Source organism: Aliiroseovarius subalbicans, from assembly GCF_022678625.1.
Taxonomy (GTDB): domain Bacteria; phylum Pseudomonadota; class Alphaproteobacteria; order Rhodobacterales; family Rhodobacteraceae; genus Aliiroseovarius_A; species Aliiroseovarius_A subalbicans.
Genome location: NZ_JALBYQ010000001.1, coordinates 150,488 through 173,352, shown reverse-complemented (window position 1 = coordinate 173,352; position 22,865 = coordinate 150,488). Strand labels below are relative to the sequence as shown.

The following is a 22,865-nucleotide window of genomic DNA, read 5'->3' as shown; positions in this document are numbered from 1 at the left end:
TCAGCTGTCCAACTGGCGGCTGAGGATGGTGGCGAACTCGTCAGCAAAGGCCTCATAGCCCGCCAGTATGTTGTCACTGTCCGAGGTCAGCTTGTTGTAAAAGATCAACGCCGGGATCGCGGCCAACAGGCCCAGGCCGGTCGCCATCAACGCCTCGGCAATGCCCGGCGCGACAACGGCCAGGTTGGTGTTTTGCTGCTGCGCAATCTCGATGAAGGCGTTCATGATGCCCCAGACGGTGCCAAACAGGCCCACGAAGGGCGCAGTGGCGGCGACCGTGGCCAGAAAGGACAAACCGTTGTTCAGGCTCTCGCCTTCCTTGGCGATCGCCACGTCCATCGTGCGGTCGATCCGCGCCTGCGCGTTGGCAATCAGCCCGCCATCTTCCCGGTGGCTGCGGCGCCATTCCAGCATGCCGGCGGAAAACACTTTCTGGGCCGATCCATCCGGCGCCGGGCCGATCTGGTCAAACAGCTCATCCAGCGGGTCCCCGGACCAGAAGGCGCGGTCGAACACCTCGGCCTCGCCGCGCGCCTTGCGGAAGGCGATAAGCTTGGTGACGATGATGGCCCAGGACCAGAACGAGGCGACGATCAGAAGGATCATCACCAGTTTCACCATCAGGGTTGCACGAAGAAAAAGCGCCAGGAAGGAGAAATCGATCTCCGCCGCCGCTGCAAGCGTTTCCGTTTCCATGTCTCTGCCTCTATACCGCCGCCTCTTTTGGGCCGCCTTATTGAAGCAGAATCTAGCGCATCTTCACGGGGAAAGCCAACAAAAGCGCGTCATCGGCGTGATCGCCCCCGGTTTCGGCGCCTTGATGGGCGAAACATTGCCATTCGAGATGCTGCGAACGACGTAAGCTGACTGGTCACCTGGTCGCAGCGTCAATGCACCGACCGACGCAAACCACCCGGCAGACGCGTGGGCTGGCCGCCTTCGCCCAGGCAGACGATCGTCACCTGTGCCTCAAACAGCCGCTCTTCGCCGCGCTTCACCACCTGGTCCAGCACCAACCTTGCGCCGGTGACCTGAAGCGTCGTGGTCTCAACCGTCAGCACGTCGTCAAACCGTGCGGGCGCCAGGTAATCCGCCTCGACCCGGCGCACCGCGAACACCAGCCCCGCGTCCCGCATCGCGTTCTGGTCCACGCCAATCTCGCGCACCCAATCGGACCGCGCCCGCTCGATATAGCGCAGGTAATTGGCGTAATAGACGATGCCCGCCATGTCGGTGTCTTCGTAATAGACGCGGATGGGGAATGTGTGCATTTGGCCCTCGTGGTTTGTCCGCAGCCTATCCGCGCAAGGCGTATTCCGCCAAGACCTCATATCGCGCGCCATCCGGGTGCAAATCGGACCGGTACAGCGCGATGTTGTCCAGACGGGTCGGTTCAAGCCGGATCGCGGCATGGGCCCCGATGAACACGTCCAGCCGCGCGCGGTCGCCTGCGCCCATGTTGCGCGCAAACCGCGCCAGGGTGACGTGGGGGCGAAAGCGTCGCCGCTCCAGCGCTATCCCGGCACTGTGGCACAGACCAACCAGCTTTCGCTGCAATGCCTCCGGCCCCTGCCCTTCGATGGCCAGAACCGTGGGATGTTTGCCGCCATAGACCGCAAGACCGGACAGGGTCAGCGTCACGGGCGGCGCGTGCAACTCTTGCAGCTGCTCATGCAGGGCAATCAGGTCGACTTCCTCCGCCTCGCCCAGAAAGCACAGGGTCAGGTGCAGGTTCTCTTCGGCAACCACGCGCCCAACCGGAAGATTGCCCTGTAAATGCGTAACTGGCGCCAAAAGCGCCTCTGGCAAGGGACAAGCCAGAAAGGCGCGCATCACCCCGCCTGAAGGCGCGCGAACAGGCGCAGCGCGTGGCTGGGATCATTCGCCGCGACTGGCATCAGCTTGTCATAAGCCGCCCGGATAAGGTCCGCCACGTCTGGGCGCAGGATCGTGGCGCCGGTGTCCGGCAGAACCGCCAGCGGGCTTTGCGTGGCAAAGGCCACGTCGGACCACAGCAGCACCGCCTGCACCGCCTGGGTCAGCGCCAGGGTCTCGGCGGGTTGCTCGGCCATTTCGGGTGTCATGCGCACAAAGGTGAAACAGGCCTGGATCGCGCCGGTATCGTCGAACCGGAACGCGCGATACTGGCTCGCATCCGCCGCGGTCAAGCGCGCCACCAGCGGGTCAAGCCCCAGGATCATCTCGCCCAGCTTGGGCACCGCTAGCAGCTCGTCCCACTCGCGGAAAAAGAACACCATCAGGTTTGACCCCAACTCGGGGTCCGTTTCGGCCATCTGGTGCCCTGCCAGACCCACCACCGCCTCGATCGCGCCCTTCACGACCTGTAGCGTCGCCTCATCAACCCCGAACACCACCGGCGACACCGGCCGGCCCCAGCGCGCAAAAGCATAGCTGCCATCGGCGCGGGTGAAATGGGCTTCAATCTCGTCAGGTGTCATGGCGGCCTCGTTTTTTCTTGCCCTAAATATCCCCGCCGGAGGCATAAAACCTCTGCGCGCCGCCTGCAACCGGGCGTGGCGTCAGCCGTCGAACAACTCCGACTGCCCCGCGCCTTTCTCAGGCGGGCGCGGGGCCTCAAGCCCCAGGTGGCGCCAGGCCTTCTGCCCCAGCATCCGCCCACGCGGCGTGCGTTGGATCAAGCCCTGTTGCAACAGGTACGGTTCGATCACCTCTTCCAGCGCATCGCGGCTTTCCGACAGGGCCGCGGCCAGGGTTTCGATACCCACCGGCCCGCCGCCATAATGGTCCGCCATCAACTGCATATAGCGCCGGTCGGCCCCGTCCAGCCCCAGGTGATCCACCCCAAGGCGGGTCAGCGCATTGTCTGCCAGCTCGCGGGTGATCTTGCCGTCGCCCTCGACCACGGCGAAATCCAGCACCCGGCGCAAAAGCCGCCCCGCAATGCGCGGCGTGCCACGGGCGCGTTTCGCAATCTCGCGCGCGCCTTCGTCGTCGGCGGGGGCCCCCAGTTTGATCGCGTTCTTGGTGACGATCTGGTGCAGCTCCTCGACCGAATAGAATTGCAAGCGGGTGGGAATGCCGAAGCGGTCGCGCAGCGGCGTGGTCAACAGGCCCAGACGGGTCGTGGCGCCCACCAGCGTGAAGGGCTGAAGCTCGATCCGCACGGTGCGGGCCGCCGGGCCTTCGCCGATCACCAGGTCCAGCTCGAAATCCTCAAGCGCCGGATACAGCACTTCTTCGACCACCGGGTTCAACCGATGGATTTCGTCGATGAACAGCACGTCATTGCGTTCCAGGTTGGTCAGGATCGCGGCCAGGTCGCCCGCCTTTGCCAACACCGGGCCAGAGGTCATGCGAAAGTTCACCCCCAACTCGCGCGCCATGATCTGCGCCAGCGTCGTCTTACCCAACCCGGGGGGGCCGTGAAACAGCGCATGGTCCATCGCCTCGCCCCGCTGCTTGGCGCTTTCGATGAACACCCGCAGGTTCGCCCGCGCCTCGGCCTGGCCGATGAAATCGGACAATAGCTGCGGCCGCAAGGCACGGTCGGCATCCTCGGGGCGCGGTTCGGGGCGCAGGGTGGGATCGGGTTCGGTCATCGGCTCACCCCTTCGGCGCCAGAAGCTTCAAAGCGGTGCGGATCAGGGTGGCGGTGTCGGCGTCGGGGGCGTCGCTCAGGGCTTGGGCGACCGCCGGTGCGGCCTCGCCGGGGCCGTATCCCAGGTTGGACAGGGCCGACAGCGCCTCGCTTTGGGCGGCCATGTTCGGGGCGGGGGCGGCGGTGGACGTTGCCGTGGGTGGTTCGATCACCGCGTCGTCGTCCAAGGTCGGGGTTGCAACCCCCGCGCCGGTGCCGGCCATCGCCATCACCCCATGCGCCTTGTCTTTCAGTTCGATCACCACGCGCTGTGCGGTCTTGGGGCCGATGCCCCGGGCCGCCTTGATCGCGTTGATGTCGCCCAGTGCGATTGCGCGGCTGACGCCATCGGCGCCCAGCGTGCCCAGAATGGCCATCGACGCCTTTGCGCCGATCCCTTGCACGCTCATCAACAGCCGGTGCCATTCCTTTTCCACCAGCGACAGGAAGCCGAACAATTGCAGGTTGGTTTCCTGCACCAACAGGTCGGTGTACAGCGCCACCGCCTCGCCCTGCCCCGGCAGCGCGGCCATCGTGCGGTCCGAGACATAGACAAGGTAGCCCACGCCGCGCACGTCGATCAGCACGTGATCTTCGGCGCGATAGTCAATCCGTCCCGCGATCCGCCCGATCATGCGCTGGCCCTCCTGAGAGCATCCTCAAGCCGCCCGGAGGACCGCGTGTGATGCGCGTGGCACAACGCGATCGCCAGTGCGTCCGAGGCATCCGGCCCGGCCAGATCGACCCCTGGCAATTGCAGCCGCACCATATGTTCGACCTGGCGCTTATCCGCGTGGCCCACGCCCACCACGGTTTTCTTGACCGAGTTGGGGGCGTATTCGCCGACCTCCAGCCCCGCCTTTGCCGGCACCAATAGCGCGATGCCCCGCGCCTGGCCCAGCTTCAGCGTGCCAGCGCCGTCCTTGTTCACGAAGGTCTTTTCCACCGCCGCCGTATCAGGGGCAAAGCGGGTCACGATCTCGGACAATTGGTCGTAAAGGGACAAGAGCCGCAGCGACAGATCACTGCCCAGCGAATGGCAGACCCCGTTGGCAACATGGGAAATCCGCGCACCATCAGTGTCGATCACCCCCCAGCCAAGGTTCCTCAACCCCGGATCAATGCCCAATACGCGCATGAAACAGCCCTGCTCTTGTTGCTTTTGCAGCACAGTTAGCACGAAACGCGAACATCCGCCAGAACTTAAGACAAATGCAACACAAGTGCCCCCCTGGTTCATTTGTGTCGTTTTCAGGTCGGGTCGGGTCGAAAACGACATTTTCCCCGCGCGAAATATCTCAATTCCGACAAGGTGATGGCGCAAAAACGACCAATGCAAAAACTGCATATGTGACATGCAATTGCGGCGCTTGTGCATGCAATTTTTGGGTTCTAAATGCCCCGAAGCAATGATGCTCAGGCCACCAAGTGAAGGATACTGCAATGGCTGTTTTTGAAACGACCCGCCCCCTGGCTCACGGCATTTCCTTCGGGGAACGCCTGTCCAACATCGCCCACACCCTGTTCGGCACCCTGGCTGCCTGGAACGACGCCCGCGTGACCCGCAACGCGCTGTCGAAGCTGACCGACCGTGAGCTGGACGACATCGGCCTGACCCGCGCCGACATCGAGGCGATGATGTAAGCTGCAAGAAAAAAGGGCCGCCTGTCACAGGCGACCCCTTGGTTCTTCAAAAACCCCGCCAATCCGGCGGGGTTTTCTTTTGCCTTACTGCAAAGTCAGCGCGACGAAGCGCGGCTCTCCGGCGCGGCGCACCAGAAGCAGGATCGACTTGCGGCCCCCGTCACGGGCGGCTTGAATGCGACGTTCCAGATCGGCGATCGAGGTCACGGCCTCCTGCCCCGCCTCGGTGATCACGTCGCCGGCGCGCAGGCCCTTCTCGAACGCCTCGGTGTCCTCGGCCAGTTCGCGCACGACCAGACCTTCGGTGCCGGGGGGCAGCCCAAGTTCACTGCGCAAGGCATCGTCCAGTTCGACAAGGTCCATGCCCAGAAGCGTCTTTTGCATCGGCGCCTCAGGTTGTTCCTGCGGCACGTCACCACCCGTGGCTGCCACGGCGTCTTCGCGGCGGCCCAAGGTGACCTTGAGGGTCTGAGTCTGCCCGTCGCGCAGCACGACCAGGCGCACGGCCTTGCCAACCGGTGCATTCCCGACCTGACGCACCAGATCGCGGGTGTCGATCACGTCGACACCGTCAAAGGACAGGATCACGTCACCTGCTTCCACGCCCGCCTCCATCGCCGGGCCTTCCGGCACGTCAGTGACCAGGGCGCCTGCGGTGCTGTCCAGCCCCATCGCCTCGGCCACGTCATCGGTCACGTCCTGGATGCGCACACCCAGCCAGCCACGGCGGGTTTCGCCGTATTCCTTGAGCTGGTCGATCACCCGCTCGACCACCGCCGAGGACATCGCGAAACCGATCCCGATCGAGCCGCCATTGGGGCTGAGGATCGCGGTGTTCACGCCGATCACCTGGGCATCCATGTTGAACAGCGGACCGCCCGAGTTGCCCCGGTTGATCGCCGCATCGGTCTGGATGTAGTCGTCATAGGTGCCCGACAGTTCGCGATTACGGGCCGAAATGATGCCAGCCGAAACCGAAAAGCCCTGGCCCAGCGGGTTGCCCATTGCCATGACCCAATCGCCCACACGCATCACGTCGCTGTCACCGAACGGCACATATTCGAGCGGCGTATCGCTTTCGACCTTGAGGAGGGCAATGTCGGTATTCGGGTCGGTGCCGATCACTTTAGCCACCAGTTCACCGCCGTCGAAAAACTCAATCAGGATCTCGTCCGCGCCTTCGATGACGTGGTTGTTGGTGACAATGAAGCCATCTTCCGAGACCACGAAACCCGACCCCAACGCCTGGCTGCGGCGCTGCCGCGGACGGTCGCCATTGGTCCCATCGTCCCCATTGCCGTGATCGCGCTCAAGGAAATCGCGAAAGAAGTCCTCGAAGGGGGACCCTTCAGGCACCATCGGACGCGGGCCGGTCTGCTGCGCCACCAGGGTCGAAGTGGTGATGTTCACCACCGCCGGGCTGACCTGTTCGGCCAAATCGGCGAAGCTTTCGGGTGTCCCGCGCGCCTTGGCCTGCGCCGCTGTGGTCATGACAAGGGCCACGGCCATGGCCAGCGCCACAAGGGCCTGTAGGGTAATCTGCATGGCAGAACGGGAATTTGCGGGGATGGACAGTGCCTGTGGTCTCACTCCGGTCTCCTTCGACTGGTTCTTGCGGGGAAAATGTGCCCCGGGGATTGTCGCATAGTCTCTAGATAGGAGCGCGGATGCGCAACGCAAACTTTGGCCGCGCTGCCTCACCGGTTTGTGAATGGGCGTTAGGGTGCCCACAAAGCCCGACCGCGGCGGAGTCTTTCAAAAACCACCGGTCCGATTTCCGTGCAAGGCATCGCGCCCTGCCTAGAGTTTGGAGAGCCACAGAAAGACGACGCCCAGCGTCAGTGCACCCAGGCCAATCAAGCGGCGTTGGTCACGGCTGAGTGCGGCCATCGCCGCCACCAGATCGTCCAGACGCGAAGGGGCCAGTGCGAACACCAGCCCCTCAATGATCAGAACCAGGCCAAGGCCCAGAAGGATCATGTCCATCTTATTCGCCCGAGTCCGACTTCAGATACTCGAAGAACTCGCTGTCCGGTGTGATCACCATGGTCGAGTTGCCGCCCTGAAGCGAAGTCTCATAGGCTGACAGCGAGCGGTAGAAGGCGAAGAACTCCGGGTCACGCCCGAAAGCTTCCGCAAAGATCGCGTTTCGCAACGCGTCCGCTTCACCGCGGATGATGTCGGCCTGCTTGGCAGCCTCGGATGTGGTTTCCACCACGGTCCGGTCGGCTTGGGCGCGGACCCGCTGTGCGGCTTCCTTACCACGTGCGATTTCGTCTGCCGCTTCGCGTTCCCGCTCGGCGCGCATCCGTTCGAACGTCGCTTCCAGGTTCTGCTCGGGCAGGTCGGCGCGCTTGATACGCACGTCGACGATTTCGACGCCCAGCGCATTGGCCTGGCTGCGGGCCTGGTCGCGGATCTGGTTCATCAGCGCGACACGGTCAGCAGACAGAACCGCACCGGAATCGACACCACCCAGAACCTCACGCAGTTCCGCGTTCAGGATGCGTTCCAGACGCGGACGCGCGCCCGAGATCGAGCTTGCGCCAACCGCGCGACGGAACTTGACCGGATCGGCAATGCGCCAGCGCGCAAACGCGTCGACCACCAGACGGCGGTCGTCGGCCGGCGTGACCTCCAGCGGCTGGGTGTCCAGCGGCAGGATGCGGTCATCGTATTTGACGATTTCATGCAGACCCGGAATGCGGAAGTTCAGGCCCGGCTCTTCGATCACCGCAGTGACCTCACCGAACCACAGGCGAAGCGCCTTTTCGCGTTCGTCGACGATATAGACCGAGTTGATCACGGCCACGATGGCGATAACAACGACGCCAAGAAGGAGTTGAGTGCGACGCATCAGTTCGACCCTCCGGTGTTTGAGCGCAGTTCATTCAGCGGCAGGTAGGGCACGACGCCCGACGAGCCACCGGCGCCTTCGTCGATAATGATCTTGTCGACGCTCGACAGCACACGCTCCATCGTTTCCAGATACAGGCGCTTGCGCGTCACGTCCTGGGCCTTGGCGTATTCGTCATAGACGGCGATGAAGCGCGCGGCCTCACCTTCGGCCTGGTTCACGACCTGAGCGCGGTAGCCCTCGGCCTCTTCCAGAAGCTGTGCGGCCTCACCTCGGGCACCAGCAACAACCTGGTTGGCATAGCCATCCGCCTGTTTCTGGAACGTGTCGCGGGTCTGTTCAGCCGCCTGCACTTCGCGGAAGCTGTTGATAACCTCACGCGGCGGGTCGGCGCGGTCGAAGTTCACACGCACGATGTTCACACCGGACTCATAGCTATCAAGCGTCGCCTGGATCAGTTCCTCCAGCTCTTGCGCAATGACACCACGGTCACGGTTCAGGATCGGCGCCAGGTTCGAGCGCGCGATGATTTCGCGCATGGCCGATTCCGACACCGCGTTGATCGTGTCCACCGGCTCGGCCAGGTTGAACACGAACTCCTCGATGTTCGAGATGTTCCACACGACCTGGAAGTCGATGTCGACGATGTTCTCATCACCGGTCAGCATCAGGCCTTCGTCCAGCCCCACGCCGATGTTTTCCACGTTTTCACGCGTCACCGCCAGGATTTCCTTGGTCACGATTGGCCAGGGGGCAAAGTTCAGACCCTCCTGCCCGACGCCATAGCGTTCGCCGAACAGAAGCTCGACCGATTGCTCGGAGGTGTCGACCCGGTAGAAGCTGGCAAAGACCCAGACCAGAATGGCCGCAATCAGCACCAGAAGGATGGTGCCACGACCGAAGCTGGGCATACCGCCGCCTCCGTCGCCGCCGCCGCCATTGCGGCGCCCGGCATCGCCGCGCCCGCCCATCAGGACGCGCAGCTGTTCCTGGCCCTTCTTCATGATCTCGTCGATCTCGGGGATCTGCGGGCCGTCGTCGCCGGGGCGTTTTCCGCCTCCGCCACGCTTCGGCCCACCCGGGCCTTCGCCCGAGCCATTGTTGCCGCGGTTTCCACCGCCGCCCCAGGGTCCGCCATTGTCACTGGCCATCTGGTCCTATCCTTCCTCGTCATGCGGGTTCTGCCAAAACTGGCCCCGCGAAAGTGTTTTTTCAACCCGTGCGGGTCGGTGTTTTCATCAAAACGATCTCTTCGGACATCGTCGGGTGCACCGCCACGGTCCGGTCGAAGTCTTCCTTGGTCGCGCCCATCTTCACCGCCACGGCGGCCAGCTGGATCATTTCGCCCGCGCCGTCGGCGACAATGTGGCAGCCCAGAACCTTCTGGGTCGCCTGGCTGACGATCAGCTTGAACAATACGCGTTCATTCACCCCGATAAAGCTTTTCTGCATCGGGCGGAAGGCGGCGCAATAGACGTCCACCGGTTCCTTGGCGCGGGCTTCTTCTTCGCTCATCCCCACGGTGCCGTATTCGGGCTGGGTGAACACGGCGCTGGCCACGTTTTCATGGTCGGGCTTGGTCGGGATGCCCTTGAACACGGTGTCAACAAAGGCTGCGCCTTCGCGGATCGCGACCGGGGTCAGGTTGATGCGGTTGGTCACGTCGCCCACCGCATAGACCGACGGCACAGAGGTTTGCGAATACTCATCCACGACCACCTCACCCCAGCGGCCCAGAGTGACGCCGGCATCTTCAAGACCCAGCCCGTCGGTGTTTGCGGTGCGCCCGGTGGCAAACAGCACCTGGTCGAACACCTCTTCGCGCCCGTCGGTGCCCTTGACCCAGATCCGGTCACGGCCATTTTCGTCGCGCTTCTCCATGCGCTCGACCTCAAGGCCGACATGCAGATCCACGCCGCGCTCGGCGATATGTTCGGCCAGGAAACCGCGCACTTCGTCGTCAAAGCCGCGCAGGATCTGCGCGCCGCGATACCATTGCGCCACATCTGCGCCCAGACCATTGAAGATACAGGCGAATTCACAGGCGATATAGCCGCCGCCGACAATCAGGATACGTTCAGGAAAGGTCTCAAGGTTGAACACTTCGTTCGAGGTGATCCCCAACTCGGCCGCGCCCGGTGTTGTGTCGGGCACGAAGGGCCGCCCGCCGGTCGCCACAAGGATGTGCTTGGCAGTAAAGCTTTCGCCGGTCGACAGCTCGATCGTATGCGGGTCTTTTACCACGGCGCGCGCATCAAAGATGTCGGCACCGGCCCCGCCCAGGTTCTTGCGATAAATGCCCTCAAGGCGCTCAAGCTCGGCATCCAGCATCGGCTTGAAGCGGTCCCAGTTGAACGTGCCGCCGTCATAGTCCCAGCCATAGGCGCGTGCCTCGGCGGCCGCCGGGCCATAGCCGGACGCAAACACCATCAGCTTTTTCGGCACACAGCCGCGGATCACACAGGTGCCGCCCATGCGGAATTCCTCGGCCAGGCCCACCTTGGCCCCGGTCTCGGCCGCCACACGCCCCGCACGCACGCCACCCGAGCCGCCACCGATGACAAAAAGATCGTAGTCAAATGCCATTGTTCTTCACCTTTTGTGGGCATAGCCCCAGTTCACACGTGATGTAGTTGCTTTGACGGGCAAGGGAAAGCCCCCGACGCAAGGTCGCGCGCCGAAAGGAACCGCGTGCAGTCCCGACATCGAGCCCCTAACGCTGCGCAGCGAGCGGCGGTTTCGAGCCCAAAGCGAACGATGCTGCACAACAATTGCTTCTTTGCTGAATCAATCCCCGTTCCTGAAGGAGATCTTCGACACTCGGCAACAAGAGTGGAAATCGGACCTGCAACACCACAGCCTGCCGGTGGATCCCTGGATTGTTTAAAAGGGATGATATTGAGAGCGCTTCGGTATCCCACGCAGCTTTGCGACCGCCTTTGCCGCCTCAAGCCGGGTTTTCAGGCATGACTCCATCAGCGCATCACGAAAGGATCGGGAATTGGTGCGTCGCTGGTTCGCAACCAAACGGATTTGATCTTGGTGTAATCCAACGCCGCCTCGATCCCGCCTTCACGACCGTGACCTGACAATCCGTGGCCGCCGAATGGCGCAATCGGGCTGACGGCGCGATAGGTGTTGACCCAGACAATCCCGGCGCGAATGGCCCGGATCATTCGGTGCGCGCGCGTCAGGTCGCGGGTGAACAGACCAGACGCCAAGCCAAATTGCGTGTTGTTGGCGATCTCGATGGCCTCGCCTTCGTCCTGAAAGCTGACCACCGACAAGACGGGGCCGAAAAACTCGTTGCTCAGACATGCGGCTTCGGGCGCGGGGTCACAATCCAGAATGGTGGGCGGGAAATAGAACCCGTCCCGCTCCAAGATCTGACCGCCGGTGATCAACCTTGCACCCTGGGCAACCGATTGTTCAGTCAAACGCACGGAATTTTCCTGCTGTCTCACGGTGCAGAGCGGACCGATTTCGGTTGCCATGTCCCCCGGCGCGCCGATCACGATGGCTTCGGCTTTTTCCGTGAGGCGGGCAAGAAAGGCGTCCTTGATTCGCGCGTGAACCACCAGCCGAGAGCCGGAGACGCAGCTTTGGCCGGTCGCCGCAAACACGCCCGAAATCTGTGCGTTCACGGCGCTTTCCAAATCCGCATCATCAAACACGATGAGCGGAGATTTTCCGCCAAGTTCAAGCGAGGTCGACGCCAGATTGTCAGCCGAATTGCGCACGATGTGTCGTGCGGTTTCCGGGCCTCCGGTGAAGGCGACATGAGCCACTTTGGCGTGGCTGGTCAGGGTCGCACCAACCGCGGGGCCGCCGGTGATCACGTTCAGCACACCCTTGGGGAACCCGGCTTGTTCAAAGATTCGGGCAAATTCCAACATCGGCGCGGGGCCGTCTTCACTGGCTTTCAAGACCACCGTGCAGCCCGCTGCCAGAGCTGGGCCGATTTTGACCGCTGACAGGAACAATTGTGAGTTCCACGGCACAATGGCCGCGACCACGCCGATCGGCTCACGGCGCAACCAGACCTCCATGTCAGGCTTGTCGATGGGCAGATGCGCGCCCTGAATTTTGTCCGCGAGGCCAGCGTAGTAGCGGTAGTAGTCCGCGACATAGGCAATCTGCGCGCTGGTTTCACGAATGATTTTACCGGTGTCACGGGTTTCCAACTCGGCCAGATGCGGGGCGTTCTGGCTGATCAGGTCCGCCAGCCGCATCAACAGCTTTCCACGCGCCGTTGCCGTCATCCCAGCCCATTCGGACCCAAGGAATGCTTGTTCAGCCGAGTCCACAGCCCGGTTCACATCCGACACCGACGCCTCGGGCATTCTGGCCCAAACCGCGCCCGTTGCCGGATCAAGACTGTCGAACTGGGTCTCTCCATCCTCAAAGTCGCCGCCGATATACTGCTGAAAACTCTTCATCTTTTGATCCTTGTCAGGCCGTTAGGCGAAGGCGGGCATCACGTCACTGATAAACCGCTCAAGCGAGGCTTTCTTGCGTTCAAACGGCATGGAGCTGTCGATCCAGAACGAATACTCATCATAGCCCTGTGCCTCGTATACTTTTAGGCGTTCGATCACCTTTTCGGGTGTCCCGATCACCAGATCACGCTCCATCGCCTCGGGCGAATAAAACGGGTGGGCGGCGATTTCTTCGTCCGTCAGCGGCGCTATCAGCCCTTGATTGATATCGCGCTTGTTCATGAACCACGCGCCAAAGTAGCAATAGAACCGGTTCAGCTCGACTGCCGCCCGTTTGCTGTCTTCGTCGCTGTCCCCGACATAGGTGTGCAGCAGCAACATGATCTTGGGGCGTGGCTGATCCGGGTATTTCGCGCAGGCATTGTTGAATTTGTCGATCAGATCCGCGATTTCCGGCTCTCCGTTCCACAGGGGTGTGACCTGCACGTTGCAGCCCTGCTGCACGGCGAACTCGTGGCTGTTGGGGTCTCGCGCGGCGATCCAGATTGGTGGCCCGTCGGGTTGGACCGGCTGGGGGGCCGACGTGGTTTTCGGGAATTGGTGGAATTCCCCGTCGTGGGCAAAATCGCCTTTCCACAGCGCCTTAACTGCTGGGACCAGTTCGCGCATCCGCTGACCGGCTTCCCAGGCGTCCATACCGGGCATCAACCGTTCGTATTCAAACGAATAGGCACCGCGTGCGATGCCAAGCTCCAACCGGCCATCGGTGATGATGTCGGTCATCGCCGCCTCGCCTGCCAGGCGGATCGGATGCCAGAACGGCGCGACCACCGTGCCGGTGCCCAAGCGCACATTTTTGGTGTGGCGCGCGATGTCCACAAGGTTCAGCATCGGGTTCGGTGCGATAGTGAAATTCATCCCGTGATGTTCACCGGTCCACACCGCATGCATCCCGCCCTTGTCGGCGATTTTGCACAGCTCGATGAACTCATCATAAAGCTGTTTCTGATCCTCATCCGAAGAAATGCGCTCCATATGCGCAAAAAGCGAGAACTTCATGCCTCAACTCCCTGATGCCATCGCGCGGACTTTTCCGCTGGATTGATTGCCATAGTATACCCCGAAATTTCCCATCCGATTTTCCGTCGCAAATCGTTCCAGCATGGTGCGGACCGCAGGGTCCGAGATGTCCATCAGGGTTGAGGAGGTAAGTTCGGTAAAGGTGCCTTGAGCGGCGGTTTCTCCGCTGGCCTGACAGAGGAACGAGATATGTTGTGTTGCGCGCGCTTCATCTTCGTAAACGGAATAGATGAAACCTGGCTCGGCCAAGGCACCACTGGCAGTTATCAACTGCTTCAACGCCACGGTCGCGCCCTGTTTTGAGACCTTGGTGTTCGGCAGATCAAGCTGCCCGCTGCCATTGTCCACCAACAACACCTTGCCGTGATGTTCGATCAATGCCGACACCACCAGATTGGCATTGTTGCAAAGCGCTTCGGCCTCAGCCGCGGGGGTCACATAGGCCCCGCGCGCATAGCCAAGCCCGGGATGGGTGCTGTTTTCAAACGCCTCGACCTGCCCAATCAGGATCAGGTGGTCGCCCGCCTCCACGGTTTTGAACATCGAACAATCAAACCATGCGGACACGTCGTCGAACACGGGCGATCCAAACGGCCCCTTGCGCCAATTCACCGCCGAGAACCGGTCTTCGACGGGGCGGGCAAAAATGTTTGAAACCTCTTTTTGCGTTTCAGACAGCACGTTGATGGCGAAACCATCGGCTTTGGAAAGTGCGACGAAGTTGCGCGATGTATTGGCTAGGCAGACCGACACCAGGGGCGGGTCAAGCGAGACTGAGCTGAACGAATTGGCCGTAAATCCCAAGGGATTGCCCTGCTCATCATGTGCGGTGACAACAGTCACGCCTGTCATGAAGGCACCAAAGGCATTGCGCAGGTCGCGGGGGTCAATCTGGGTCATGATGGGACTTTCTCCGATGAAGAGGCCAGCCAGGTTGCAAGGGCGTTGCTCACGGCGTCGGGGGCGGTCAGATTGACCATGTGGCGATGCCCAGCGATCACCACGGCTTGGCCATCGGGGGCCGCTGCGGCCATGGCCTTGCACATGTCCGGGGTCGAATTCAGATCACCTTCGCCGGTGATTGCCAGAAACGGGCATGTGATGTCGCCGAAACGGTCGGCATAGATGTCATCCCCGCGCGCAAACGCCCCATAGGCGGTGGCATAGCCGTCTGGATCGACATCTCGCAGCCAGGCCGCGACCTGATCCTTCGCCGCCTGATCCTCTGGGCGGTCGCCAAACCACCGTGCCAATGGGGTCTGCAGGTCAAACCTGCCGGTGCGGATCAGATCGGCACGCGCCGTGACGGCCGCGCGGGCTTGGGGGGACCGGCGATAGACACCGTTCAACACCGCCGCCCGCGCCAGAGCATCTGGATGGGTCACTGCGTATCCCATCGTCACAAGTGCCCCCATAGAGTGACCTACAAGGCTGACGTTCGTAAGGTCCAACGCCGCGAAGACCGCGTGCAGCCAGGCCACGAACGCGGGCAGTTGCGACCCGGATGGCAGCGCGGACGAGCCCCCGTGCCCGGGCATGTCGATTGCAATCACGCGATGGGTTGCCGACAGGGCGGCGATCTGCGGTGTCCAGGCCGCTGACTGCATGCCGACTCCATGAATCAACACCACCGGCGCACCGGCGCCTGCCTCACGATAGGTCAGCGTGCCACAAGGCTCAGACAGCGGCAGGGTTGTCAGCGTCATGGCCCAGTTCCTTAAGATCCTGATAACGGTCACCGATCCGGTGGTGCGGACGCCCACCGATGGATGCGCCCAGGGCGATGACGATCTCATCCGCGCCGGGCGCATCCGCTACGGACAGCTGGATGGTCAGGTAATGGCTGCGTCTACCACCGTCATTCTTGTCCATTAACGGGATTTGCAAAGGTGCATTGGCAGGCCCGCGCGTGTTGGTGAAGGCCAGGTAAGACTTGGCACCGACCGCCTCGCGGTAATGGTTGCCAAACCGCAGCGTATGAATCAGCGCCGAGGCATGTTCGACTTCGCCGTTCACCCCGACGATGGCAGACTTTCCGTACCCTTCGACTTTGTCGCCACCGCCAGCCGCCTCCAGAACCATCTCGGTCAGCAAAGCGCCCAGACCGGGGGCACAATCATGGATCGCGGGGCGAAGATCCTCGACAAAGCCCTGTCCTGCCCACGGGTTTCGAATAACCGCCACTGCTGCGATCATCGTCAGCGGTGTCGGCGCAGCCCGGCCGCCTTCGATCAGCGTGTGCTCAACGTGAAGCAGCGTTTTGCGAATGTCGGCGGGCATGGCATTTCCTTGGTCTGGTGAGTCGCAGCAGATCATGGTATACCATATGACGATATGTCAAGAATACTTGAAGCGGCCCGACCCCCCTGATAAACACAAGCCCATGACCACGTCCCCGTTGCAAAAGATCGACAAAGCCCCGCAAACCCTGCGCGACATCGTGCAGGACCGGATGCGCGAGGCCATCATCGCTGGCCACTTTGCGCCGGGTGAACGCCTTGTGGAACGCCCCTTGTGCGACCAACTGGGCGTCAGTCGCACCGTTATCCGAGAAACCATCCGGTATCTCGAAGCCGAAGGGCTGGTCGAGATCGTGCCCAACCGCGGCCCCATCGTTGCCACGTTGAACTGGGACCAGGCAAAGCAGATCTATGACGTGCGTTTGTTGCTGGAAGGCGCCGCCACATCGGCCTGCACCCTGGCGCAAAGCAAGGATTTCGGCCCGAAATTGACCCGCGCCCTCAAAGCCGTCGAAGCCAAGATGGATGACATCGAATGGGCCGACCTTTTGCAAGCGACCACACGGTTTTACGAGCTCATCTTCCGCGAAGCGGGCCACACTGTCGCCTGGGAGATCGTGCAGCGCCTGAACGGTCGCATCAGCCGTCTGCGCGCCCTGACGATTGCCGCGCGCGACCGCGAAACCTCGGGGATGAGCCATATGACGTCGATCCACGACGCCATTCTCAGCCACGACTCCGACGCCGCCCGCCGCGCTGTGGAAGCGCATATCTCTGACGCCGCGAAAACGGCACAGGGGTTTCTAAACAGGTCTGAGCCGGAGGGGAAAGATGCCTAAGGGATACTGGATCGCCTTCGTCACCATCACCGATCCCGCCCGATATGCGGGCTATCAGAAACACGCGCCGGCCGCCTTCGCCAAGTACGGCGCACGGTTTCTGGTGCGAGGCGATGACGGCGAAACACTGGAAGGGCAGCCCTTCCATCGCCATGTGGTCATAGAATTTGAGAGCAAAGCCGAAGCCTTGTCCTGCTACCATTCACCGGAGTATCAATCGGCGCGCGCGCATCGTGACACGGCCTGCACCGCGAATATCGTCATAACCGAAGGCCTTGCCAGGTGAAGGAACACACAATGGCTACTTTTGATGAAGACCTGTTCTTAAAGGGTCTGGAGCAGCGCAAAGCCACCCTGGGCGCAGAATATGTGGAAAAGAACCTTGCCGCAGCAGACGATTTCACACGGCCCTTTCAAGAGGCCATGACAGCATGGTGCTGGGGATTTGGCTGGGGCGACGAGGTGATCGATGCCAAGACCCGTTCGATGATGAATCTGGCAATGATAGGCGCCTTGGGGAAAATGACTGAATGGGAACTTCATTGTCGTGGCGCCGTCAACAACGGCGTCACAAAGGAAGAAATCCGCGCGATCATTCACGCGGTTGCCATCTATTGCGGTGTCCCTCAGGGGCTGGAATGCTTCCGAGCGGCCCAAAAAGTGTTGGGCGAAGAAGCCTCTGATTTGGGCGCTCCGTAACGGCTGCATATGCTTGGGCGCGGGCCAATACTGCGGGTCACACTTCGAACGGGTGCAATCCAGGCTCAATGAAAGGTGGGCACGCCCGTAAACGGTCAACCTTCGTTTACACACGCCCTTGGGAAGCATCCTGCCACATTTGTGCAGGCATCACGTTCGGCCCCAATTGCCACGTTGTGTCCCCAGTGACCACGACCACTTTTGGTTTGGTACAACCAGCGAAGACGTTGGGACTGTCACGGTGAATGGCAAGATGTCCCGCCAAGCAGGCATTCGCGCTCACGGGAGGCCCATTGCCAACGACGGCTGGTCTTCACCCGGTCCTCAGATATCCGCAAACAGGTTGGTGGTATCGACGAACTCGATCCGGTCTTCTTCGTGCGTGCCTTCGTTGATGTCAGTGACTTCGACCCTGCCATCGCCGTGCCCGATCACCACCACATCGCAGATGTCGATGAACAGGCCGTTTTCGACCACGCCGGGGATCTGATTCAGAACCATCGAGAGCTGACGCGGGTTGCCGATGCGTTGCAGGTGCAGGTCGACGATGTGGTTGCCTTCGTCGGTGACGAAAGGCGCGTCACCGTTCATGCGCAGGCTGCTTTGCTGGCCCAGCACATCCATGCTCACCAGCATTTCCTCGATCAGTGCCTTGGTGGTCTGCCAACCGAACGGGATGACCTCGACCGGAAGCGGGAAGGCGCCCAGGGTATCGACCTGCTTGGTAGGGTCCGCGATCACGATCATCTGATCGGACGCGGTCGCCACGATCTTTTCCTGCAGCAGCGCCCCGCCGCCGCCTTTGATCAGGCAAAGGTCGGAATCATATTCGTCGGTGCCGTCAATCGTCAGGTCCAGCCAGCGTGCTTCGTCCAGGCTGACCACGTTGATGCCAACCTGGCGGGCCAGCTCGGCGGTGCGGCTAGAGGTCGGCACCCCGGTGATCTTCATGCCGTCCTCGCGGATCAGCTCGCCCAGGCAGCGCACCATCCAGGCTGCGGTGGACCCGGTGCCAAGGCCGACGCGCATGCCGTCCTGGACGAATTCCACCGCGCGTTTGGCGGCTACGAATTTAGCGGTATCGATGGGCGATAGTTCCCCGGACATGGCAGCGACTCTCCTATACCTGCAAAGGTTATAGGTAAGATGCGCAGCGCTTGCGAGGGGGCGGGCACGTTTTTCGCGCAAAACCAACTGCGCGCGGTTCCCCGTGGATTTTGAGAGACCTCGCCAACATGCTAGGATGCGGGCAAAGGGGGATGACATGAAACACGCAAGAGCTTTCGTGGCGGCCTGGACGCTCAGTCTGGCCTGCTTGCCCGTGATGGCCACCAGCGGCGATTTCGATGACCTGTACGATTCCATGGTTCAAGACGAGGACACCGGACTGAATGCCAAATGTCACGCCGGGGCCTTGGCGCCTGAGCGCCTGGAGGGCGATTTCACCATCCATGTGTCAGCTTTCCTCGTGAAGACTGCGAATGTCCCCACATACGCGGGCACACCGGGGCAAAGTCAGGTGACATTGTCCGCGGTGGGCGGGGCCGGTGACGGCTTTGTGCTGAGCGGCATGCCCACCCCGATACCTGACATCGCCTTCGTGCAGGTCGCCAGCAGCGAACCGAACTGGGCCTGGGGAAACGACGAGGTTCTGACCCTGCCTGACGACCCGAAAGCGTCTGTCGGACCGGACGAAATTCTGCTGATCACAGGCTGCCACAACAAAGATTTGCCGCGCCTCGAAGGCGGCTTCCTCACCCATTCGCAACAGGGTGATCCGATCAATCACACTATGCGCTTCATCGTGCTAGCCGACGATTACCTGTTCGGGTTCTGGACCTGGAAGGGAACCGGCCAGGGGGTCATCGTCGACCGCGTGGGCGGGGTGACTCTTCAACGATAGAACCGCGTGGCAAAGCACCTTATGCTTGGCCCATGTATCGCCTGCACTATGCCCCCGACAACGCCTCGCTGATCGTCCGCCTTGTGCTGGAGGAGTTGTTGACGCCGTATGAAACGGTGTTGGTGGATCGTGCCAGAAACGCGCACAAAAGCGCGGCCTTCCTGACTGTGAACCCGATGGGATTGATCCCGGCGCTGGAAACGCCCGACGGACCGATGTTCGAAACTGGCGCGATCCTGTTGTGGCTGTCCGACCGTCACGGTGGCTTGGCCCCTACCCCCGGCAGCCACATGCGCGCCGCCTTCCTGTCGTGGCTGTTCGCCGTTTCGAACGGGCTGCACACGGACATGCGGCAACTGTTTTACGGCGCGCAATACGCCCCCGGGGATCTGGACGGGCACCGCGCTCTGACGGTGGGCCGTGTCCGGGCGCATCTGGACCGGCTGGAGGTTCTGGCCACAGCCGAGCATGCTTGGTTCGCCGCCGCCGCGCCTTCGGGTCTCGACCTCTATGTCGGCGTACTGCTGCGCTGGCTTGCGCTTTTTCCCAAGGGGCGGACCGACTGGTTCACCTTGTCTGACTGGCCCAGCTTGCACAAATTGGCCGCGCGACTGGAAACGCGCCCGTCAATGCAAGCGGCGCAACAGGCAGAAGGTCTTGGCCCAACGCCCTTAACTGCCCCGCGCTATGCCACCCCGCCAGAAGGAAGTGCGACCTGACGCCCCGCCGCGTTCTTCCCCACGAACGGTGGACTTCTGGGCTGTGAAAGTGGACGATCCGCGGAAACTGGACAGACGGATCGTGTAACCCCCCATCATGACAACACACATGAGCAAGGTCTTCTTCATCACACTGGGTTGGCTGGCCGTTGGGCTGGGGCTGATCGGCGTTGTTCTGCCGGTGCTGCCAACGACCCCATTCCTGCTGGTCGCCGCATTTGCCTTTGGCAAAGGCAGTCCTCGCGCACGGGCCTGGCTGATCGAACACGCCCATTTCGGTCCATCAATCCGCAACTGGGAAGAAAACGGTGCCATTTCGCGCGGTGCAAAAATGCTGGCAGTCAGCATGATGACTCTGGTGTTCGCAGTCAGCCTGATCCTGGGCGCCCCAGGTTTCGTGCTGGTGTTGCAGGCGGTTCTGATGGGTGCGGGTGCTGCGTTCATCCTGACCCGGCCCGACGGACCGCGCCGCTAGCTCTGCGGTGCATATTGCGCCGCCACGACAAGCCGCCGGATGTCGCGCAACCCGACCTTGCCCTTGAAAAACCGCCCGTCCACGTTGACCTTGGCCAGGGCCGTCGCGACGTCCTCAGGATCGGCCCGCGCCAGGTCAGCGGCAGTCACAAAGCCCGACGCCACAAGCGCGCGTGCAAAGGACGGGCTGACCCATTGAATGCGACACAGGTCGCAGGTTGCCAGCAAGGTTTCCACCTCGCCGCCTTCAGGCAACGCTTCGCTATAAGTCTCAAACACAAGTTCACTGTTCGTCAGCCCCTCCGCCTTTAATTGCGTGCGCAAGGGCGCGGACACCCATTCGAATTCCTTTATCGGGCGGGGTTTCGGAAAGAACCCCTTGAGCGCCCGGTTGAGCAGGATCAGCCAGTCCGCGTCCACGCCGCTCACCTTTGCCAAGTCTTGCACCATCCCGGGATTCTTCATCGCGGCACGCAGGTCGGCAACGGTCACCATGCCTACTCGCTCCAGCGCCGCTATGTTGTCGGGCAAATCCTCCAAAAGCGGCAGTTGGCTGGGAATGAGGTCGGTCCCCCGCAATCGCTGAACAACGTCCTCAAGACCCATCTTGCGTGCATCCAGATGATAAGCCATCGTCCTCTCCTTACTCCCAAGTCTACCACAGCCATCACTGCGTAACCTTGCGCAACCGCAAGGGACAGGCCACATTCCGGCCAGCGGCGCAAAAGCGTCGCTTTCAGGCTGCCCCGCCCGTGCACCATGTCGCACATTGGGCCCATCACAAGCGCGAGGGTGCGATGTTTCTGTCTGTATTCGACATGTTCAAGGTGGGCGTCGGCCCGTCGTCCTCCCACACGATGGGACCGATGGTGGCCGCCGGGCGGTTCCTGGAGCTTTTGCGCGCGCAGCCGTTCGAGGTCGCAGGCCTGCGCGCCTCGCTGCACGGGTCGCTGGCCTTCACCGGGGTCGGCCACGCCACCGACCGCGCAACCATCCTGGGGCTCGCAGGCTTCCTGCCCGACAGCTATGACGCCGCCCGCGCCGAACATGTGCTGGCGCAGATCGAGGCCTCTGGGGTGGTGACCCCCGACGGCTTGCCCACGCTCAGCTTCGCGCCGAAACAAGACCTGGTCTTCGACTATGACCACCCGCTGCCCGGCCACGCCAACGGCATGATCCTGATGGGGCTGGACGCGCAGGGCGACATTCTGGTGCAGGAGACCTATTACTCCATCGGCGGCGGCTTTGTCGTGACCGAAGCGGAACAGAGCGCTGAACCGCAGATGGATGCGCGCGACGCGAAATCCCACCCCTATCCTTTTGAGACCGCCGCGCAGATGCTGGAAATGGCCAAGGCCTCGGGCAAAAGCATCGCCGAGATGAAGCGCGCGAACGAGCTGACCCATCGCGGCCCGCAAACCCTGCGCGACGGGATCGCGCGGATCTGGCAGGTGATGGACGATTGTATCACCCGCGGCCTGGACGGCGACGGCATCCTGCCCGGCGGGCTGTTGGTGAAACGCCGCGCGGGGGCGATCCACAAAAGCCTCAAGGCCGAACAAGGGTTGAACCTGGCCGCGCCGCACACGATCAACGACTGGATGAGCGTCTATGCGATGGCGGTGAACGAGGAAAACGCCGCCGGCGGGCAGGTCGTAACCGCGCCCACAAATGGGGCGGCGGGCGTGCTGCCAGCCGTGATGAGATACTGGCTGTCCCACGTGCCCGGCGCGGCCCCTTCGCGGATCGAAGAGTTCATGCTGACCGCCGCCGCGATCGGCGGCATCGTGAAGCACAACGCGTCCATTTCAGGAGCTGAAGCCGGCTGTCAGGCCGAAGTCGGGTCCGCCTCGGCGATGGCCGCCGCGGGGCTGGCCGCTGTGATGGGCGGCACGCCTGAACAGATCGAAAATGCGGCCGAGATCGCGCTGGAACACCATTTGGGCCTGACCTGCGATCCCGTGCGCGGATTGGTTCAGGTGCCCTGTATCGAGCGCAACGGGCTGGGCGCGATCAAGGCGGTGTCGGCAGCGTCCCTGGCCCTGCGCGGCGATGGCACCCACCTTGTGCCGCTGGACGCCTGCATCCGCACCATGTTCGAAACCGGTCAGGACATGAGCGCGAAATACAAGGAAACCTCGCTGGGTGGTCTGGCCGTCAACGTTCCGAACTGTTGAAGCGGCGTGATCCGAAGGGGTCGCGTGCCGCGACACTCGATCCCTCGCGCAGACGCGCTCAGATTTGGCACCCGGCCTGACGCGCGCGCCAATCCCGAGCGGGGTCACACCCCCGCGAGACATCATGCGTCGCGGCACGCGACCCCTTTTTGAAACGCGAGCGGCAGGCTAGGCT

At 62.2% G+C, this 22,865-nt stretch carries 28 protein-coding genes; 9 read left to right on the top strand and 19 right to left on the bottom strand.

Going from position 1 to position 22,865, the window contains the following annotated elements; genetic code table 11:
• Positions 1 to 696: a protein TolQ gene (gene tolQ / locus MN188_RS00880; RefSeq protein ID WP_242104906.1), complete on the bottom strand. Its 696-nt coding sequence runs from the start codon at positions 694 to 696 to the stop codon at positions 1 to 3.
• Between tolQ and MN188_RS00875 the strand changes: the two genes are divergently transcribed.
• On the top strand, positions 695 to 862 hold the full coding sequence (locus MN188_RS00875; RefSeq protein ID WP_242104905.1) for a hypothetical protein: 168 nt from the start codon (positions 695 to 697) through the stop codon (positions 860 to 862). The two genes, tolQ and MN188_RS00875, sit on opposite strands and share 2 nt — an antisense overlap.
• Before the next feature lie 25 nt (positions 863 to 887).
• Here the strand turns inward: MN188_RS00875 and ybgC are convergent, their stop codons facing one another.
• From ybgC to ruvC, 6 genes are all read right to left on the bottom strand, one after another.
• Positions 888 to 1,271 carry a tol-pal system-associated acyl-CoA thioesterase gene (ybgC, locus tag MN188_RS00870; RefSeq protein WP_242104904.1) on the bottom strand — a complete coding sequence of 128 codons (384 nt, stop codon included), beginning with the start codon at positions 1,269 to 1,271 and terminating at the stop codon, positions 888 to 890.
• A 25-nt stretch (positions 1,272 to 1,296) separates the two neighbouring features.
• The gene (thpR, locus tag MN188_RS00865; protein WP_242104903.1) at positions 1,297 to 1,833 is read right to left on the bottom strand and encodes an RNA 2',3'-cyclic phosphodiesterase; all 537 of its coding nucleotides are present in this window, start codon (positions 1,831 to 1,833) and stop codon (positions 1,297 to 1,299) included.
• Complete coding sequence (locus tag MN188_RS00860) at positions 1,833 to 2,459, bottom strand: hypothetical protein (protein ID WP_242104902.1); 627 nt, start codon at positions 2,457 to 2,459, stop codon at positions 1,833 to 1,835. The genes thpR and MN188_RS00860 overlap by 1 nt, the downstream gene beginning before the upstream one ends.
• An 81-nt stretch (positions 2,460 to 2,540) precedes the next feature.
• Positions 2,541 to 3,581, bottom strand: coding sequence for a Holliday junction branch migration DNA helicase RuvB (ruvB, locus tag MN188_RS00855; RefSeq protein ID WP_242104901.1), 1,041 nt, complete (start codon positions 3,579 to 3,581; stop codon positions 2,541 to 2,543).
• A 4-nt stretch (positions 3,582 to 3,585) separates the two neighbouring features.
• The gene (ruvA, locus tag MN188_RS00850; protein WP_242104900.1) at positions 3,586 to 4,254 is read right to left on the bottom strand and encodes a Holliday junction branch migration protein RuvA; all 669 of its coding nucleotides are present in this window, start codon (positions 4,252 to 4,254) and stop codon (positions 3,586 to 3,588) included.
• Positions 4,251 to 4,757, bottom strand: a complete 507-nt coding sequence (gene ruvC, locus MN188_RS00845) for a crossover junction endodeoxyribonuclease RuvC (RefSeq protein ID WP_242104899.1) — start codon at positions 4,755 to 4,757, stop codon at positions 4,251 to 4,253. The genes ruvA and ruvC overlap by 4 nt, the downstream gene beginning before the upstream one ends.
• 305 nt (positions 4,758 to 5,062) lie before the next feature.
• Between ruvC and MN188_RS00840 the strand changes: the two genes are divergently transcribed.
• Positions 5,063 to 5,263, top strand: coding sequence for a DUF1127 domain-containing protein (locus tag MN188_RS00840; RefSeq protein WP_242104898.1), 201 nt, complete (start codon positions 5,063 to 5,065; stop codon positions 5,261 to 5,263).
• Between the two features lie 84 nt (positions 5,264 to 5,347).
• On the opposite strand, the gene MN188_RS00835 is transcribed toward MN188_RS00840, so the two are convergent.
• From MN188_RS00835 to MN188_RS00790, 10 genes are all read right to left on the bottom strand, one after another.
• Positions 5,348 to 6,808 carry a Do family serine endopeptidase gene (locus MN188_RS00835; protein WP_242104897.1) on the bottom strand — a complete coding sequence of 487 codons (1,461 nt, stop codon included), beginning with the start codon at positions 6,806 to 6,808 and terminating at the stop codon, positions 5,348 to 5,350.
• Between the two features lie 255 nt (positions 6,809 to 7,063).
• Positions 7,064 to 7,249, bottom strand: a complete 186-nt coding sequence (locus tag MN188_RS00830; protein WP_242104896.1) for a DUF2065 family protein — start codon at positions 7,247 to 7,249, stop codon at positions 7,064 to 7,066.
• A 1-nt stretch (position 7,250) separates the two neighbouring features.
• Complete coding sequence (hflC, locus tag MN188_RS00825; RefSeq protein ID WP_242104895.1) at positions 7,251 to 8,120, bottom strand: protease modulator HflC; 870 nt, start codon at positions 8,118 to 8,120, stop codon at positions 7,251 to 7,253.
• Positions 8,120 to 9,271, bottom strand: a complete 1,152-nt coding sequence (gene hflK / locus MN188_RS00820) for an FtsH protease activity modulator HflK (RefSeq protein ID WP_242104894.1) — start codon at positions 9,269 to 9,271, stop codon at positions 8,120 to 8,122. Before hflK ends, hflC begins: the two co-directional genes overlap by 1 nt.
• Positions 9,272 to 9,332: 61 nt before the next feature.
• The gene (gor, locus tag MN188_RS00815) at positions 9,333 to 10,706 is read right to left on the bottom strand and encodes a glutathione-disulfide reductase (protein ID WP_242104893.1); all 1,374 of its coding nucleotides are present in this window, start codon (positions 10,704 to 10,706) and stop codon (positions 9,333 to 9,335) included.
• A 389-nt stretch (positions 10,707 to 11,095) separates the two neighbouring features.
• Positions 11,096 to 12,559, bottom strand: a complete 1,464-nt coding sequence (locus MN188_RS00810) for an aldehyde dehydrogenase (protein ID WP_242104892.1) — start codon at positions 12,557 to 12,559, stop codon at positions 11,096 to 11,098.
• A 21-nt stretch (positions 12,560 to 12,580) separates the two neighbouring features.
• The gene (locus MN188_RS00805; RefSeq protein ID WP_242104891.1) at positions 12,581 to 13,618 is read right to left on the bottom strand and encodes an LLM class flavin-dependent oxidoreductase; all 1,038 of its coding nucleotides are present in this window, start codon (positions 13,616 to 13,618) and stop codon (positions 12,581 to 12,583) included.
• Positions 13,619 to 13,621: 3 nt separating this feature from the next.
• Complete coding sequence (locus MN188_RS00800) at positions 13,622 to 14,539, bottom strand: flavin reductase family protein (protein WP_242104890.1); 918 nt, start codon at positions 14,537 to 14,539, stop codon at positions 13,622 to 13,624.
• On the bottom strand, positions 14,536 to 15,345 hold the full coding sequence (locus MN188_RS00795) for an alpha/beta fold hydrolase (RefSeq protein WP_242104889.1): 810 nt from the start codon (positions 15,343 to 15,345) through the stop codon (positions 14,536 to 14,538). Before MN188_RS00795 ends, MN188_RS00800 begins: the two co-directional genes overlap by 4 nt.
• Complete coding sequence (locus MN188_RS00790) at positions 15,317 to 15,919, bottom strand: amino acid synthesis family protein (protein ID WP_242104888.1); 603 nt, start codon at positions 15,917 to 15,919, stop codon at positions 15,317 to 15,319. The genes MN188_RS00795 and MN188_RS00790 overlap by 29 nt, the downstream gene beginning before the upstream one ends.
• 103 nt (positions 15,920 to 16,022) lie before the next feature.
• Here MN188_RS00790 and MN188_RS00785 point away from each other — a divergent pair, with 103 nt between their 5' ends.
• The 3 genes from MN188_RS00785 to MN188_RS00775 are packed head-to-tail and all read left to right on the top strand — an operon-like array spanning position 16,023 to position 17,417.
• Complete coding sequence (locus MN188_RS00785) at positions 16,023 to 16,718, top strand: GntR family transcriptional regulator (RefSeq protein ID WP_242104887.1); 696 nt, start codon at positions 16,023 to 16,025, stop codon at positions 16,716 to 16,718.
• On the top strand, positions 16,711 to 17,004 hold the full coding sequence (locus MN188_RS00780) for a DUF1330 domain-containing protein (RefSeq protein ID WP_242104886.1): 294 nt from the start codon (positions 16,711 to 16,713) through the stop codon (positions 17,002 to 17,004). Before MN188_RS00785 ends, MN188_RS00780 begins: the two co-directional genes overlap by 8 nt.
• A gap of 11 nt (positions 17,005 to 17,015) precedes the next feature.
• Positions 17,016 to 17,417 carry a carboxymuconolactone decarboxylase family protein gene (locus MN188_RS00775; RefSeq protein ID WP_242104885.1) on the top strand — a complete coding sequence of 134 codons (402 nt, stop codon included), beginning with the start codon at positions 17,016 to 17,018 and terminating at the stop codon, positions 17,415 to 17,417.
• Positions 17,418 to 17,741: 324 nt separating this feature from the next.
• Here MN188_RS00775 and rpiA read toward each other — a convergent pair whose 3' ends face one another.
• The gene (gene rpiA / locus MN188_RS00770) at positions 17,742 to 18,524 is read right to left on the bottom strand and encodes a ribose-5-phosphate isomerase RpiA (RefSeq protein ID WP_242104884.1); all 783 of its coding nucleotides are present in this window, start codon (positions 18,522 to 18,524) and stop codon (positions 17,742 to 17,744) included.
• 157 nt (positions 18,525 to 18,681) lie between these two features.
• On the opposite strand from rpiA, the gene MN188_RS00765 reads away from it, so the two are divergent.
• From MN188_RS00765 to MN188_RS00755, 3 genes are all read left to right on the top strand, one after another.
• Positions 18,682 to 19,320, top strand: coding sequence for a hypothetical protein (locus MN188_RS00765; protein WP_242104883.1), 639 nt, complete (start codon positions 18,682 to 18,684; stop codon positions 19,318 to 19,320).
• Between the two features lie 32 nt (positions 19,321 to 19,352).
• Positions 19,353 to 20,039: a glutathione S-transferase family protein gene (locus MN188_RS00760; protein ID WP_242104882.1), complete on the top strand. Its 687-nt coding sequence runs from the start codon at positions 19,353 to 19,355 to the stop codon at positions 20,037 to 20,039.
• Between the two features lie 109 nt (positions 20,040 to 20,148).
• Positions 20,149 to 20,514, top strand: coding sequence for a YbaN family protein (locus MN188_RS00755; RefSeq protein WP_242104881.1), 366 nt, complete (start codon positions 20,149 to 20,151; stop codon positions 20,512 to 20,514).
• Here the strand turns inward: MN188_RS00755 and MN188_RS00750 are convergent.
• Complete coding sequence (locus MN188_RS00750) at positions 20,511 to 21,146, bottom strand: DUF4332 domain-containing protein (protein ID WP_242104880.1); 636 nt, start codon at positions 21,144 to 21,146, stop codon at positions 20,511 to 20,513. The genes MN188_RS00755 and MN188_RS00750 overlap by 4 nt on opposite strands.
• Positions 21,147 to 21,310: 164 nt before the next feature.
• Between MN188_RS00750 and MN188_RS00745 the strand changes: the two genes are divergently transcribed.
• Positions 21,311 to 22,690, top strand: a complete 1,380-nt coding sequence (locus tag MN188_RS00745) for an L-serine ammonia-lyase (RefSeq protein WP_242104879.1) — start codon at positions 21,311 to 21,313, stop codon at positions 22,688 to 22,690.
• Positions 22,691 to 22,865 lie beyond the last annotated feature (175 nt).